Genomic DNA, 13033 nt, shown 5'->3' with positions numbered 1-13033 from the left:
GGGCACCGTCGTGAGCTGGCAGCAGATCGAGCCCTTCTTGGTAGCCCTCGCCGTCGGACTGCTGCTCGGTCTGGAGCGCGAACACAGTCACACCCGCAGGCTCCCCGCCGGGTCACGCTCGTTCGCGCTACTCTCGCTGGCCGGCGCGGTCGCCGCGGATTTCGGCCAATGGGTCGTCGTCGCGGTATTTCTCGGCGTCGGCGCGCTGATCGCACTCGCCTACTTCCGAACCAGCGAGGAAGACTCGGGAACGACCACGGCCACAGCCGCACTCGTCGCCTATCTCCTTGGCGCCCTTGCCTATTCCCGGCCGGCGCTTGCTGTGGCCCTCGCGGTCGTTGTCGCCGGCCTGCTCGTCTCGAAGAACCGCATCCACCGATTCGCCCGCGACATCATGACCGAGGTCGAACTGGAAGACGCGATCAAGTTTCTCGTCGTCGCATTCGTGGTCCTGCCGCTGCTGCCGGACCGCGGGCTCGGCCCGTACGGCATCCTGAATCCGGAAAAGGTCTGGCTCCTCGTGGTGCTGCTCACCGGCATCGGCTGGGTGGGCTACATCGGCGTTCGAGCGCTCGGCCCCGAGCGTGGCCTGCTGATCACCGGTATCGCCGGCGGGTTCGTCTCGGCGACCGCGACAACGGCGTCCATGGCCCGGCTCAGCCGCACGGCACCGAGCGTCCGCGCGCCCCTGGCCAGCGCTCTGCTGGCCAGCCTGGCCACCTTCGTGCAGCTGCTCATCGTGATAGGAGTGGTCGACACCCAAGTGCTCCAGCGGCTGTGGCCACCGGTCGCTGCCGGCGCCCTCGTGCTGGTCGCGATTGCCGCCGTCGTCTACCGCGGAGCCGGGCGGCACACCGAGAACAATCCGACCCCAGAACAGGACACCGCCGCGGCACCCGCGAGCCGTCCCTTCGCGCTCCGGCCGGCGTTGATCCTGGCCGCGGTGCTCACCCTTGCCCTGCTTGTCGGGCGGTGGGGTGCCGATGTGTTCGGCGCCGGAGGCACCGTGCTCGCCGCGTTCGCCGCGGGTCTGGCCGATGCGCACGCCGGCGCGGTCGCCGCCGCGAGCCTGGCCGCCAAGGGCGATATCACCGCCGACACCGCGCTTCTCGCAATAGCGGCCGCACTCTGCTCCAACCTGATCGTGAAGACCGTGCTGGCGTTCACCGCCGGCGGTCGTAGGTTCGGGCTCCGGTTTCTCGCCGGAATGACGGCGCCCGCCGTGGTTTTCGGCGTAGTCCTGGCCCTGACGATGGCCTGACCGGTGTCAGGCCGGCTGTGGGTGCCGAAAGTCCCATCACCACTGTCCCTTTGGCCCCAGCGAGATGCTCCGTCTCTGCGCGACGATGGTCCGCAGAACGGAAGGAGCGGCGCATCATGATGTTCTGGTACGGCCACGACATGGGCGGATGGGGTTACGCCGGGATGGCCATCGGCATGTTCCTGTTCTGGGCGCTGGTGCTCGGCGGCATGGTCGCGCTCATCCGCGTCGCCGGTGGCGACCAAAGAAGCGGTTACTCCGGCCCTGCCGAACCCGACGCTCAACAGATACTCGCCGTTCGATATGCGAACGGCGACATCACCGAAACGGAGTATCGCGAAAGGTTGGCCGTACTCCGAGCACACGCGAGAACCTGACACCTGCCCACCGGCCGGCAACCGTCACCGTTACGCCGAAACCGCTTCGACCAGCGCGTCCGCGGCGAGCAGGGTTGTGCAAGACGAAACTCGTCGCATCGCGCCGGAACCGATGTCCTTTCGATCCGCACTCATGCAGACTCGCGGGTATGCCACGACAGGACTGGGTACTCGGAGCTGACCGCAACGCCGAGGCGCTGGACCGCATTCTCTCGGCCGCCTCGGAACTCGTCTCGCGCAATGGATTCGAAGCGTTCACGATCGAAGCACTGGCCGCAAAGCTGCACTGTTCTCCCGCGACCATCTACCGTCGGGCCGGCGGCAAGGCGGTCATCCTCGAGCGCCTCATATCGCTTTTCGCCGATCGGATCATCGCGACCATCCGGCACGCCATCAGGGGCAAAGAGGGTACGGAGCGCATCGTCACGGCCGTCGTCGTCGCATTGGAATGCATGCGCGCCGAACCGCTGGGAAAGCTGATCATGGGAGATATCCGGCCCGATCACGACACCGGGGCTGTCACCGCATCACCGCTTGTCGCCACACTGGCCGAAGAGATGCTCGGACGTCATGACCCGCTGGCCGCGCAATGGCTGATCCGCATCACGTTCGCGCTGTGGTACTGGCCCCTCAAGGACAAACAAACCGAATACGAATTGGTGGAGCGCTTCGCCGGACCCTCGCTGACGCTGGGTCTCGGCGAGTCTCCGACACCATGAACAACCCAAATCTCCTGCGGCTAAGGCGAATCGAACTTCTGCCGGTACAGCAGGCTGGCGTTGAAATAGGTCAGATAGAGCACTGTGGCGCGCGCCGCGGCCCGGCGGGTTCGGATGTTCAGCAGCAAGAGCCCCAGGCCGGTTTCGATGCTGCCGTTGATCAGTACGTGCCGTCGGATGTGGTCGGCGAAAGCCATCCGGTTGACCGATTCGAATGCCCGGGGACACGCGAGGTGCGCGATGCCGGACAGGGTGAGCGCCGAACCCGCGAGCAGTGCCCATCGTTCCGATCGCGTGCGCCCGCCGGTCATGAAGCGCGCTTCGGGTGAAGAACGACGGGTAGGCGGGTGGGACCGCGCAGTGAGCTGTTGGTCGACCAGGTCGTGGGGCCGGCCAGCGAGACTCCGGACACGCGGTCGACGAGTTCACGAAGGACGGCCTGCGCCTCCATGCGGGCGAGCGGGGCTCCGAGGCATAGGTGCGGGCCGTAGCCAAAGCCGACGTGGGAGCGGGGGTTTCGGTCCGCGCGGAAGTCGTTGGGCTCGTCGAAGGCGAGAGGGTCGCGGTTGGCTGCACCGAAGGACAGCAGCACGCGCGAGCCCGAAGGGATGGTGACATCGCCGACCTGATAGTCAGCCCGGGTGTAGCGGTAGAGATTCTGAATAGGGCTGGTGTAGCGGACGTGTTCTTCGATGGCCTGCGGGATGAGGCCGGGGTCGGCGCGGATCATCTCGAATTGCTCTGGGTGGTGGGCGTAGGTGTGCAGCATTCCGCCGAGGAGGTTGGTCGTGGTCTCGTTACCGGCGATCAGCAGCAGTACCGCGATGTAGAACAGCTGGCTGTCGGTCAACGCACCGTCGGTATTGTGCGCCAGCAGGCGACCGAGGACGGTATCCGAATCCTTGAGGTGCCCGTCTGCGAGTTGGCGCATGAAATAGCGACGTAGCGCGAATGCGGCGCGCAACGATCGCGTCGTGTCCGAGACGCCTTTCATCGTGGGGGTGAAGTTGATGATCTGGGTGGCTTCGTCCGACCACCGGCGGAAGTCGGCGATATCGCTTTCGGGCACACCGAGAATGGCGGCGATCACCCGGAGCGGCATGGGCATCGTCAGCCGCTGGACGGCATCACAGGGCCCGGCATTGATCATATCGTCGACGAGGTCGGCGGCAAGCTTGTCGATGATGGCCCGCCAACTGTCCAGAGCGCCTTTGGTGAACGCCGGCTGAACCTGTTTTCTGAGACGGCTGTGCTGCTCGCCATCCGTGACCACAACGAGATCGGCGACCATCCGTACCCGGGTTACGCCATGACTGCTCGTCACTCGGTCGGTGTCGCGCAGGGCCGCCCGGACGTCATCGAGCTTGTGCAGGATCCAGGTCGCCCGGCGCGGGTTGTAGTGCACACGCCCGCTTCGGTGTAAGGCGTCGTAGGCCGCATGGGGTTGTGCGGCGACGACCGGGTCCAACGGGTCGTAGGCGGTGTTGATCGCACCCGTCCACCCGTCATATCCGCGTCTACGGGTGTCGATTGCCGCGGCCACGTTCAATCGTCCGGCCGCGATGAGCGGCGAGAACATCGTCGTGGCGCCGCCGACGGCCCGTTGCCGAAAGTTCACGATTCAGCGCACCTTTCCCGAGAACATGGTTCTCAGGGTCGGCACCACGGGTCGGGTGGTCAATGCCGCGCAGCGAAGCTGAAAGGCGCCGAACGGAACGGGCGTGCACGCCCAGCCCCCGCACCCCGGGGAGCTGCGCATTCCATTGAGACATCGCTACAAATTTGTCTCGCCGTGAGAGAACGGATTTCGCGCACCCGCACCAGCTCACGCGTGAGACTTCCACGGATTCAGCGCAGACTCGACGGCGCCGGCTTGATCGTCGACCACGCAGGTTGCCTTGAGATCCCCGACTGCCGCATCAGCCCCGACGAGAGCGCTCGCTGATCCGACAGAAGCAGATCAGTTCAATCTCTGTGGAGCTAAGGGGAATCGAACCCCTGACCTTCTCGATGCGAACGAGACGCGCTACCAACTGCGCTATAGCCCCTTGTACCGGAAGCAAAGGCTACCAGCACCGGTCCGTCACATGAAAACCAGCTACTGCCCAGCCGCTCGGGGCAGGTCGTAGTCCCTGGCCATCCGGGTGTATTCCAGGTGTTCGAAGATCGGATCCTCGTCATCGATGTCCAGCACTGCGGCGCCCGGACGCCGCAAGCGAGAGGGGACGACGTCGAACTCCTCGTCCTGCGTGTTCTCCACGCCGTGCCGGGACCGCATCATCCGCTGGGCGCGACGGCGCCGCAGTTGCTCCTCGATACGCGTCTGACGGCGCAGGTACGCCAGGTACAGCACGGAAGCCGCGCTGACCATGCCGCAGAACCACCACCACATGCTCGACGCCAGCGTGAAGGCCACGACGCCCGTGACCAGGATGGCCACGGCCATGCCCGAGAGCATGCGGCTACGGAAGCGGTACTTGCGTTCGGCGGCCGCGACGGCGGCCTTCGACTCGTACCGGACACGGCGCGCCTTGGACATCGAATCGGCCAGCTTCGGCTCGGCCTCCGATGCCGCCTCGACGCCCGAGGTGTCGTCGACGTACTCGTAGTCGTGTTCGGTGCCGTCCTCGGCTTCGGCCTCAGGCTCGGGCGCTTCCCCGGCCCGTTCCTCGTCAGCCGCGACGGCCTCGTGCACGTCGGTGGTCGGCTCAGGCGCTGCCTCGGGCTCTGCTGCCGCCATTTCGTCCGTGAGCGGTTCCTCGGGGTCGAAGTCGGCTTCGGAGACGGTCCGGATCGCCATGGTAGGCGTCGCGACCTCATCGAAAAGCGTTGGCTGTTGCTGGGTTTCGGGCTCAGGAACGGCTTTCATGCGTCCGGAGGCGCCGATCGGCAACGCACCGGAGTCCATCTCGACGACCTCGACGTCGAGGTACTCCGATTCCTCGACGACGACCTCATCGGCGAGCACCACCGCACGCGGTGCATCAGCCTCCGGATCGGCGACCGGGATCGAGTCGGTGGTGGCATCGCTGCGCGCGAAGTCCTCTTCGAACGCGCTGAGATCGTCGTCCTGCTTCCAGTGCGGGTCGCTGTAGTGCCCCGCAGCGGGTCCACTGCGGCGTCGCAGCCGGCTGTTGCCGTTCGTGTTGAGCACGCGGGTCGCCAATGCGACATCGCTCGTCCGGCGGACGTTCTCGCGCTTGCTGATCAACATCGGCACCAACACGAACAACCACAACACAACGAGGGATATCCACAGTAGGGATTGGGGGATGCTTGGCATGTCGCCGGCTCCTTTCCCCATCAGATTAGGTCCGTGACCAGCGCATCCGAAGCCGACGCGCCAGGGTCAATTACACACCTGTAATTCGCTACTTACAAGCACATCAGTCTCAGATGTCACATCTGCAACACAGTCCTATTTGCGATTTGTGCACGATTTGCCGCGGCCGCCGCGAGAAATCGTGCCCAAATCACTCAGACCCAGGTCGCTCGGCCGTCCCTGACCAGCGCCGATGACGCCGATTGCGTCATCTCCTCCACTGTCAGAGCGACCAGCAGATGGTCCCGCCACGCCCCGTCGACTTCCAGATACCGCTGCAGCAGCCCCTCCTCGCGGAACCCCACCCGCGCCAGCACCGACCGGCTCGGACCATTTTCGGGACGGACGGTCGCCTCGATCCGGTGCAGCCCCACCGGACCGAAGGCGTGGTCGACACCCAGCGCCAGCGCGCCCGTCGCGATCCCACCACCGATGAACTGACGCGCCACCCAATAGCCGATCCACGCCGACCGCAGCGCTCCGTGTGTCACGTTGCCGATGGTCAGCTGACCGCAGAACTCACCGTCCAACTCGATGACATACGGCAGCATGCGCCCACGCCGCGCCTCTGCCCGCAAGCCCGAGCACAGCGCCGGCCAAGACGAAACAGCATGGCGCGCAGTCCAATCCACCTCACCGACGGGCTCCCAAGGTTCCAGGTGAGCGCGGTCCGTCAGCCGCATCCGGCTCCACACCGGACCGTCACGCAACCGCACCGGCCGCAATCGCACGACCCCGGCCCGCACCCGGATGGGGCCGACCGACAGCGGCCAGCCAGGATGCATCGCACTCGAACGCAGCAGGTTCACGAATCAGCCGCGCTGTGCAAGAAAGGCCACCTCGACCGATTCGCCCGTGCGAATCTGCTCGGCCTCGGTGGGCACGATCACCAGGCAGTTCGCCTCGGCGAGGGTGGCCAGCAGATGCGACGCGCCGGGCGCGCCGCCCAGCGCCTGCACCAGATATTCGCCGGTGTCCTGATCACGCATCAACTGACCACGCAGAAATCCCTTGCGCCCCACCACCGATGAGATGGGCGACAACGTCCGGGCCGGCACCACGCGCCGCATCGGCTGCCGCTTGCCCAGCGACATCCGGATCAACGGACGGACCATCACCTCGAACACCACCAGTGCACTCACCGGGTTCGCCGGCAGCAGGAAGACCGGGACGCCATCGCGCCCGAGCGTGCCGAAACCCTGCACCGATCCGGGGTGCATCGCGATCCGGGCGACCTCCATCTCCCCCAACTCGGCGAGCACCGCGCGCACGCCCTCGGCGGCCGCGCCACCGACAGCGCCCGCGATCACCACGACTTCCGACCGGCTCAGCTGGCCCTCCACCACATCGCGCAGGGCCTTAGGGTCGGCATCCACGATGCCGACGCGGTTCACCTCGGCGCCGGCATCGCGTCCGGCCGCCGCCAGCGCGTAGGAGTTGACGTCATAGACCTGGCCGTTGCCGGGGGTACGGGAGATGTCGACCAGCTCGCCGCCGACGGAGATGATCGTCAGCCGGGGCCGCGGGTGGACCAGCACGCGTTCGCGGCCCACCGCCGCCAGCAGTCCGACCTGGGCCGGCCCGATGATGGTGCCGGCACGCACCGCGACGTCGCCGGGCTGCACGTCGTCCCCGGTACGACGGACGTAGGCGCCGGACCGCACACCGCGCAGGACCCGCACGCGCGATTCGCCGCCGTCGGTCCAGCGCAGCGGCAGCACCGCGTCGGCAAGGGTGGGTATCGGCGCACCGGTCTGCACCCGCGCGGCCTGACGCGGCTGCAGGCGGGTGGGAGTGCGTTCACCGGCGGCGACGGTCGAGACCACGGGCAGGGTGACATCGGCGTCGCCGCCGGAATCCGCGCCCATCACGTCGACGCTGCGCACGGCATAGCCATCGATGGCGGCTTGATCGAACCCGGGCAGCGGGCGTTCGGTGACCACTTCTTCGGCGCACATCAGGCCCTGCGCTTCGGCTATCGCCACCCGCACCGGCCGCGGCGCCACCGCCGCGGCCGCAACCCGGGCCTGCTGGTCCTCAACCGAACGCACAGCTCGCCTTTCTGGATACCTGTTACACCGTGGCTGACCACATGCTCGCGCACGTGCGGGCCAACCGTACCGCCGGTGTCAGGCGCTCAGCGCTCGGCAAGACCCAATCGCTCGACCAACCACCGCCGCAATTCCGGGCCGTAGTCGTCGCGTTCCAACGCAAAGTCAACCGCAGCTTTAAGGTAGCCGCCGGGATTTCCCAGGTCGTGTCGGGACCCGCGATGCACCACCACATGCACGGGGTGGCCGTCGTCGATGAGGAGCGCGATGGCATCGGTCAACTGGATCTCGCCGCCGACACCCTTCTGCACGCGCCGCAACGCGTCGAAGATCGCGCGGTCCAAGATGTACCGGCCGGCCGCGGCGAACGGCGACGGGGCGTCCTCGCGCTTCGGCTTCTCCACCATGCCCTTGACGCGCAGCACATTCGGGTTGGCCGCGTCGGGCACCGTCTCGACGTCGAACACGCCGTAAGCACTGATCTCGTCCTCGGGCACCTCGATGGCACACAACACGGAGCCACCGCGCTTGGCGCGGACCTTCGCCATGGTTACCAGCACGCCGGTCGGCAGCACCAGGTCGTCGGGCAGCAGGACCGCGATGGCGTCCTCGTCGGGCAGCAGCACCGGCTCGACGCAACTGACAGCGTGGCCCAGGCCCAGCGGCTCGGCCTGCACGACCGACTCCACCTTGATCAAGGCGGGCGCGCGCCGGACCTTCTCGAGCATCACGTGCTTGCCGCGCGCCTCGAGCGTTCCTTCGAGGATGAGGTCCTCGACGAAATGCGCAACGACGCCGTCCTTGCCCTCCGAGGTCACGATGACCAGTCGCTCGCCGCCGGCGTCGGCGGCTTCTGCAGCAACGAGCTCGATGCCGGGGGTGTCGACGACCGGCAGCAACTCCTTGGGCACGGTCTTGGTGGCAGGCAGGAAACGCGTGCCCAGACCAGCCGCCGGGACCACCGCGGTACGCGGCATCGGCACTGAAGTCTGTGTCGTCATTGTTCACACGATAACGGCATTGCCACGATCTGCCCTACCAAGGTTCGCCTTTTCGCGGTCAGCGGCAACGCCGAAGTGACTATTACCTGGACAGGTGTACAACACCACGCGAGCAAATATGACACGGTGGTCATCGTGAGGCCCGAGATCGGAAAGCGTGAGCTGCGCGGCGCCATCCTGCGCCGGCGTCGTGCCCTGACACCGGAGCAGAGGCTGGCGGACGCCGAAGCCCTCGCGCGCCGGGCGCCCGAATTGGTGCGCCCTGGCGTCGTGGTGTGCGCATATGTGCCGATCGGCACCGAACCGGGTTCCCCGGCGATGCTCGACGCACTGGTCGACGCCGGCGCCCGCGTGTTGTTGCCGGTGACCCACGTCGATACCCCGCTGAGCTGGGGCTGGTATCGCTCCGGGCACCTCACGGAAGCGTCATTCGGGCTGCTCGAACCGGCCACGCCGCATCTGCCGCCCGACGCCATCCGGCAGGCCGGTGTGATCCTGGTCCCTGCGCTCGGCGTCGACCGTGCGGGCGTCCGCCTCGGCCGCGGCGCCGGCTTCTACGACCGGTCCCTGTCGTTGGCCGCGCCGGACGCACTGCGCGTGGCGGTGGTGTACGACGACGACCTGCTGCCGGCAATCCCCGCCGAGCCGCACGACATCGCGATGACGCATGCCCTGACCCCGCGGACGGGCCTCGTCACGCTGGGAATTTAAAGCTGCGGGAGAAAATCAGTCCTTGCCGCAGGTACAGCCCGATCCACAGTTGCAGTTTTCACAGGTGCAGTCCGGGTTGTCACAGCCACCCTTGGCGATGATGCGAGTCATGCACACAATGCTATGTGTGCCGCCGTCGTCCCGGACGCGATTGACCCTGGCACCAGGCCACTGCGCGAGTCGGCCGGGGAATGCCCGGTACCGAATAGCTGTTTTGGCACTTAAGCCGGTAGAGTGCTAACAAGTTTGACGACCTCGGAGGTTTACGTGCCGACATATTCCTACGCGTGTACCGAGTGCGACAACCGGTTCGACGCGGTGCAGGCATTCAGCGATGACGCGCTGACCGAATGCCCGAAGTGCCATGGCCGGCTGCGCAAGCTGTTCGGTTCCGTCGGCGTGGTCTTCAAGGGCAGCGGCTTCTACCGCACCGACAGCCGCGATTCGAAGAGCTCCAGCACCGCAGCCGCGCCGGCCAAGAGCGAGTCGAGCTCCGGTTCGTCGGACTCGTCCTCCTCGTCCTCGTCGAGCAGCAGCAGCACGAAGTCGGCCGCGCCGGCCGCCGCCGCGTCCAGCTGAGTTATCCACAGGCCGGAAACCTTCCGGCCTGTGCTTCCGGCGCAGAATCCCTACCGTTACGGGCATGGGGGATTCGCTCGACGCGCCGTTGCTCGGCCGGCTGATACAGAAGCTGCGGCCCGATTGGGCCAGAACCACGGCCGCACGCCGCGTGGCCGCAGGATTGTTGGTGGTCCTCGCCGCCGTCATCGAATTTCGGCCCGACCCTCGGGACGGACAGGTCGCCGTCGTCGTCGCCAAGCACGACCTGTCCCCCGGCGCGGCCTTGACGGCCGACGACGTCCTCGTCGAATCGCGTTCCGCGCCAAGCGTTCCCGACGGCGCATTGCGTGAATCGAGCGCCGCGGTCGGCTCGACTCTGGCCGCCCCGGCGCGCCGCGGCGAGGTCATCACCGACGTGCGGCTACTCGGATCCCGGCTCACGGTGGCCGCCGCCGGGCCCGACGCCCGCATGGTGCCCCTGCATCTGGCCGACGCCGCGCTCCCGGACCTACTGCGCGCCGGCGACGTGGTCGACGTCCTCGCCGGGCCGGAGAACACCGGCGCGGCGGCCGATCAGTCCCCGGCCGAGGTGATCGCCAGCGACGCCCGGGTGGTGCTGGTGTCCGAACGCCGCAAGTCACCGACGAGCGCCGACGAACGCGTCGTACTCGTCGCCCTGCCGCGGCACAGCGCCAACGCCGTCGCCGGGGCGGCTCTGCACCGGGCCATCACCGTCACCCTGCACTGACGGATATTTGCCCCGCGGCCAATTTCGATTTCGTCACCGGATCGCATCTGTTGCGATCGGGATGCCGCCGACTGCTGCGCAAAGCCCAGGTCAGTCTTACCGTTCGTGGGTACAGGATGCATCACAGGGAGGGCAGTCATGCTGAAGGGCTTCAAAGCGTTCCTCGCCCAGGGGAACATCGTCGATCTGGCGGTCGCCGTCGTCATCGGCGCCGCGTTCACCACGCTGGTGAAGGCATTCACCGACCAGGTCATCCAGCCGCTGATCTCCAGCATCGGGGCCGGTGGCGATCACTCGTACGGGATCCTGCGCGTCCACCTACTCGGCGACAACTACATGGACTGGAATGCCGTCCTGAGCGCGACGATCAACTTTGTCCTGGTCGCCGCCGTCATCTACTTCGTCGTCGTGCTGCCGTACAGCAAGTTCCGGGCCGCCAAGGAAGACGCGATCAAGGAGGAAGTGGAGTTGCTGAAGCAGATCCGCGACCTGCTCGACAACAAGGCAACCGATACGGCTGCCACGAAGGCAACCGATAGCACGCAGTAGCCGACACGACGAAACACCCGGTCAAGTTGGCCGGGTGCTTCGTCGTAGGGCGGTTGGAACCGCTTGGATCAGTTCATGTTCCACGGTTCGCCGTAAGTGGTCACCGAATCGCCCGTCTCGGAGACCAACCGCGCGAAGGGCCGCAGCAGCACGCCGCCGGCCGCGCCGGTCACGGTGCCGTGGGCATTCGAGACCGCGACCGCACCCGCCGGGCCCGACACATTCACAGAGAACGTCGTGACTTCCTGGATGCCCGGGCCGTTGCCCAGATCTGCGGAGATCGTCACGCCCGGAAACAGGTTCGGCGTGATGATGCCGCCCCACCCCTGGCCCGTCAGCGTCGCCGGAGTTACGTTGTCCAGCAAGATGTTCGGCGTCTGGTAACTGAAATTTATACCCACGCCCAGCGACCACGGGAAACCGATCTGGTAACCCAGCTCCAACGCGCCGACGAACTCGTCGCACCCCGGACCGTTGCAGTTGTACTTGGCCCGGCCCGAATGGAACCACTCCCGCGTCAGCCGGTTGCGGTCGAGGGGGAACACGCCATTGAGGAACGTGTCGCACTGCTGCACCGTCAACGTCCGGTCCTGGCCGTCGACCAGGCTCAGCTCATTGTCCACCCCGGCGTGCGACGTACCCGTTGCCAGGAACAAGGCCGAGACCACGACCAACACTGCCATCAACACGCGACCGAACGCCGTCAATTTCTCCACTCCCGGGCTTGCTCTTCACTGTCAATGCCCGGCAAAACGACGGGGCGGCGTTGACGGACCATTTCGGTCTGTCAACGCCGCCCCAAAGTACGTCGTTGGCGCTCAGCAGAAGGGCTGTGCGCTCCTACTCATACCCTTTTCAGGCCTAGTTCATATTCCAGGGTTCGCCGTAGGTAGTCACCGAGTCACCCGTCTTGGCGATCAGGCGAGCGAACGGACGCAGCAGCACGCCACCGGCCGCGCCGGTCACGGTGCCGTGCGCGTTCGAGACCGCGACCGAGCCCGCCGGGCCCGACACGTCCACCGAGAACGTCGCCACTTCCTGGATACCCGGACCGTTGCCCAGGTCCGCCGAGATCGACACACCCGGGAACAGGTTCGGCGTGATGATGCCGCCGCCACCACCGACGAACGTGGTCGGGTTGACGTCATCCAGCAGGATGTTCGGCGTGGTGTAGCTGAAGTTGATACCCACACCCAGCGACCACGGGAAACCGATCTGGTAACCCAGCTCCAAGGTGCCCGCGAACTCGTCGCAGCCCTTTCCGGCGCAGTTGTACTTCGCCCGGCCCGAATGGAACCACTCACGCGTCAGCCGGTTGCGGTCAAGAGGGAACACACCATTGAGGAACGTGTCCCACTGCTGCACCGTCAGCGTCCGATCCTGGCCGTCGACCAGACTCAGCTCGTTGTCGAGACCCGCATGGGACGTACCCGCGCCCAAAAACAGCGACGAGGTCGCCGCGACCGCTGCCACCAGCACCCGACTGAATGCCTTCATGATTCCCACTTTCTGGGCTTGATTGTCCTGACAAAAGACGCAGGGCGGCGTCGACAGAACCAGGTGGTCTGGTCTGTCGACGCCGCCCCGAATGCGTCGTCGGCGCCAAGCATAAGCCCTAGGCGCTGGCGATCTGGCCTAGTTCATGTTCCAAGGTTCGCCGTAAGTGGTCACCGAGTCACCCGTCTTGGCGATCAGGCGAGCGAACGGACGCAGCAGCACGCCACCGGCCGCGC

General features: G+C 66.5%; 15 protein-coding genes, 1 tRNA gene and 1 pseudogene. 7 read left to right on the top strand and 10 right to left on the bottom strand.

The annotated features are described in order from the left end of the window. Window positions 1–10 precede the first annotated feature (10 nt). The 3 genes from QRN63_RS18830 to QRN63_RS18820 all read left to right on the top strand — a co-directional run bounded on the left by QRN63_RS18830 (window position 11) and on the right by QRN63_RS18820 (window position 2357). Complete coding sequence (locus QRN63_RS18830) at window positions 11–1261, top strand: MgtC/SapB family protein (protein ID WP_285032221.1); 1251 nt, start codon at window positions 11–13, stop codon at window positions 1259–1261. 116 nt (window positions 1262–1377) lie between these two features. After that, the gene (locus QRN63_RS18825) at window positions 1378–1638 is read left to right on the top strand and encodes an SHOCT domain-containing protein (RefSeq protein ID WP_285032220.1); all 261 of its coding nucleotides are present in this window, start codon (window positions 1378–1380) and stop codon (window positions 1636–1638) included. 149 nt (window positions 1639–1787) lie between these two features. Next, window positions 1788–2357: a TetR/AcrR family transcriptional regulator gene (locus QRN63_RS18820; RefSeq protein WP_267315546.1), complete on the top strand. Its 570-nt coding sequence runs from the start codon at window positions 1788–1790 to the stop codon at window positions 2355–2357. 20 nt (window positions 2358–2377) lie between these two features. Here QRN63_RS18820 and QRN63_RS18815 read toward each other — a convergent pair whose 3' ends face one another. The 7 genes from QRN63_RS18815 to QRN63_RS18785 all read right to left on the bottom strand — a co-directional run bounded on the left by QRN63_RS18815 (window position 2378) and on the right by QRN63_RS18785 (window position 8731). Further along, the gene (locus QRN63_RS18815) at window positions 2378–2668 is read right to left on the bottom strand and encodes a DoxX-related protein (protein ID WP_285032219.1); all 291 of its coding nucleotides are present in this window, start codon (window positions 2666–2668) and stop codon (window positions 2378–2380) included. Next, entirely contained in the window at window positions 2665–3936 is a 1272-nt protein-coding gene (locus QRN63_RS18810; RefSeq protein WP_285032340.1) for a cytochrome P450, read from the bottom strand. Before QRN63_RS18810 ends, QRN63_RS18815 begins: the two co-directional genes overlap by 4 nt. A gap of 396 nt (window positions 3937–4332) precedes the next feature. Continuing rightward, window positions 4333–4405, bottom strand: a tRNA-Ala gene (locus QRN63_RS18805). A gap of 50 nt (window positions 4406–4455) precedes the next feature. After that, window positions 4456–5640, bottom strand: a complete 1185-nt coding sequence (gene sepX, locus QRN63_RS18800) for a divisome protein SepX/GlpR (RefSeq protein ID WP_285032217.1) — start codon at window positions 5638–5640, stop codon at window positions 4456–4458. A gap of 194 nt (window positions 5641–5834) precedes the next feature. Continuing rightward, on the bottom strand, window positions 5835–6488 hold the full coding sequence (locus tag QRN63_RS18795; protein WP_267315631.1) for a GNAT family N-acetyltransferase: 654 nt from the start codon (window positions 6486–6488) through the stop codon (window positions 5835–5837). Window positions 6489–6491: 3 nt separating this feature from the next. Further along, complete coding sequence (gene glp / locus QRN63_RS18790) at window positions 6492–7730, bottom strand: molybdotransferase-like divisome protein Glp (RefSeq protein ID WP_285032216.1); 1239 nt, start codon at window positions 7728–7730, stop codon at window positions 6492–6494. A gap of 86 nt (window positions 7731–7816) precedes the next feature. Beyond that, complete coding sequence (locus QRN63_RS18785; RefSeq protein WP_267315633.1) at window positions 7817–8731, bottom strand: UTP--glucose-1-phosphate uridylyltransferase; 915 nt, start codon at window positions 8729–8731, stop codon at window positions 7817–7819. Between the two features lie 135 nt (window positions 8732–8866). On the opposite strand from QRN63_RS18785, the gene QRN63_RS18780 reads away from it, so the two are divergent. The 4 genes from QRN63_RS18780 (at window position 8867) to mscL (ending at window position 11300) form a co-directional block, all read left to right on the top strand. After that, window positions 8867–9442 carry a 5-formyltetrahydrofolate cyclo-ligase gene (locus QRN63_RS18780; RefSeq protein ID WP_285032215.1) on the top strand — a complete coding sequence of 192 codons (576 nt, stop codon included), beginning with the start codon at window positions 8867–8869 and terminating at the stop codon, window positions 9440–9442. Window positions 9443–9709: 267 nt separating this feature from the next. After that, on the top strand, window positions 9710–10021 hold the full coding sequence (locus QRN63_RS18775) for an FmdB family zinc ribbon protein (RefSeq protein WP_267315635.1): 312 nt from the start codon (window positions 9710–9712) through the stop codon (window positions 10019–10021). A 64-nt stretch (window positions 10022–10085) separates the two neighbouring features. Beyond that, complete coding sequence (locus QRN63_RS18770) at window positions 10086–10751, top strand: SAF domain-containing protein (RefSeq protein ID WP_267315636.1); 666 nt, start codon at window positions 10086–10088, stop codon at window positions 10749–10751. Between the two features lie 138 nt (window positions 10752–10889). Beyond that, on the top strand, window positions 10890–11300 hold the full coding sequence (mscL, locus tag QRN63_RS18765; RefSeq protein WP_285032214.1) for a large-conductance mechanosensitive channel protein MscL: 411 nt from the start codon (window positions 10890–10892) through the stop codon (window positions 11298–11300). Between the two features lie 68 nt (window positions 11301–11368). Here the strand turns inward: mscL and mspA (QRN63_RS18760) are convergent, their stop codons facing one another. The 3 genes and pseudogenes from mspA (QRN63_RS18760) to QRN63_RS18750 all read right to left on the bottom strand — a co-directional run. Beyond that, on the bottom strand, window positions 11369–12007 hold the full coding sequence (gene mspA, locus QRN63_RS18760; RefSeq protein WP_267316619.1) for a porin MspA: 639 nt from the start codon (window positions 12005–12007) through the stop codon (window positions 11369–11371). Window positions 12008–12161: 154 nt separating this feature from the next. Further along, window positions 12162–12797 carry a porin MspA gene (gene mspA / locus QRN63_RS18755; protein WP_285032213.1) on the bottom strand — a complete coding sequence of 212 codons (636 nt, stop codon included), beginning with the start codon at window positions 12795–12797 and terminating at the stop codon, window positions 12162–12164. Between the two features lie 138 nt (window positions 12798–12935). Next, window positions 12936–13033, bottom strand: a pseudogene (locus tag QRN63_RS18750) (MspA family porin); the annotation flags it as partial.

The sequence above is a fragment of the Mycolicibacterium sp. lyk4-40-TYG-92 genome, from assembly GCF_030209435.1.
Lineage (GTDB): Bacteria > Actinomycetota > Actinomycetes > Mycobacteriales > Mycobacteriaceae > Mycobacterium.
The sequence above is the reverse complement of the archived record's forward strand: the minus strand, read 5'-3'. Positions and strand labels throughout refer to the sequence as shown.

Bases quoted from the DNA above. Each gene is read 5' to 3' on its own strand.
- QRN63_RS18815 (WP_285032219.1), bottom strand. From the start codon at position 2,668: ATGACCGGCGGGCGCACGCGATCGGAACGATGGGCACTGCTCGCGGGT.
- sepX (WP_285032217.1), bottom strand. From the start codon at position 5,640: ATGCCAAGCATCCCCCAATCCCTACTGTGGATATCCCTCGTTGTGTTG.
- mscL (WP_285032214.1), top strand. From the start codon at position 10,890: ATGCTGAAGGGCTTCAAAGCGTTCCTCGCCCAGGGGAACATCGTCGAT.
- mspA (WP_285032213.1), bottom strand. From the start codon at position 12,797: ATGAAGGCATTCAGTCGGGTGCTGGTGGCAGCGGTCGCGGCGACCTCG.
- QRN63_RS18810 (WP_285032340.1), bottom strand. From the start codon at position 3,936: ATGTTCTCGCCGCTCATCGCGGCCGGACGATTGAACGTGGCCGCGGCA.
- QRN63_RS18770 (WP_267315636.1), top strand. From the start codon at position 10,086: ATGGGGGATTCGCTCGACGCGCCGTTGCTCGGCCGGCTGATACAGAAG.
- QRN63_RS18825 (WP_285032220.1), top strand. From the start codon at position 1,378: ATGATGTTCTGGTACGGCCACGACATGGGCGGATGGGGTTACGCCGGG.
- QRN63_RS18820 (WP_267315546.1), top strand. From the start codon at position 1,788: ATGCCACGACAGGACTGGGTACTCGGAGCTGACCGCAACGCCGAGGCG.
- QRN63_RS18785 (WP_267315633.1), bottom strand. From the start codon at position 8,731: ATGACGACACAGACTTCAGTGCCGATGCCGCGTACCGCGGTGGTCCCG.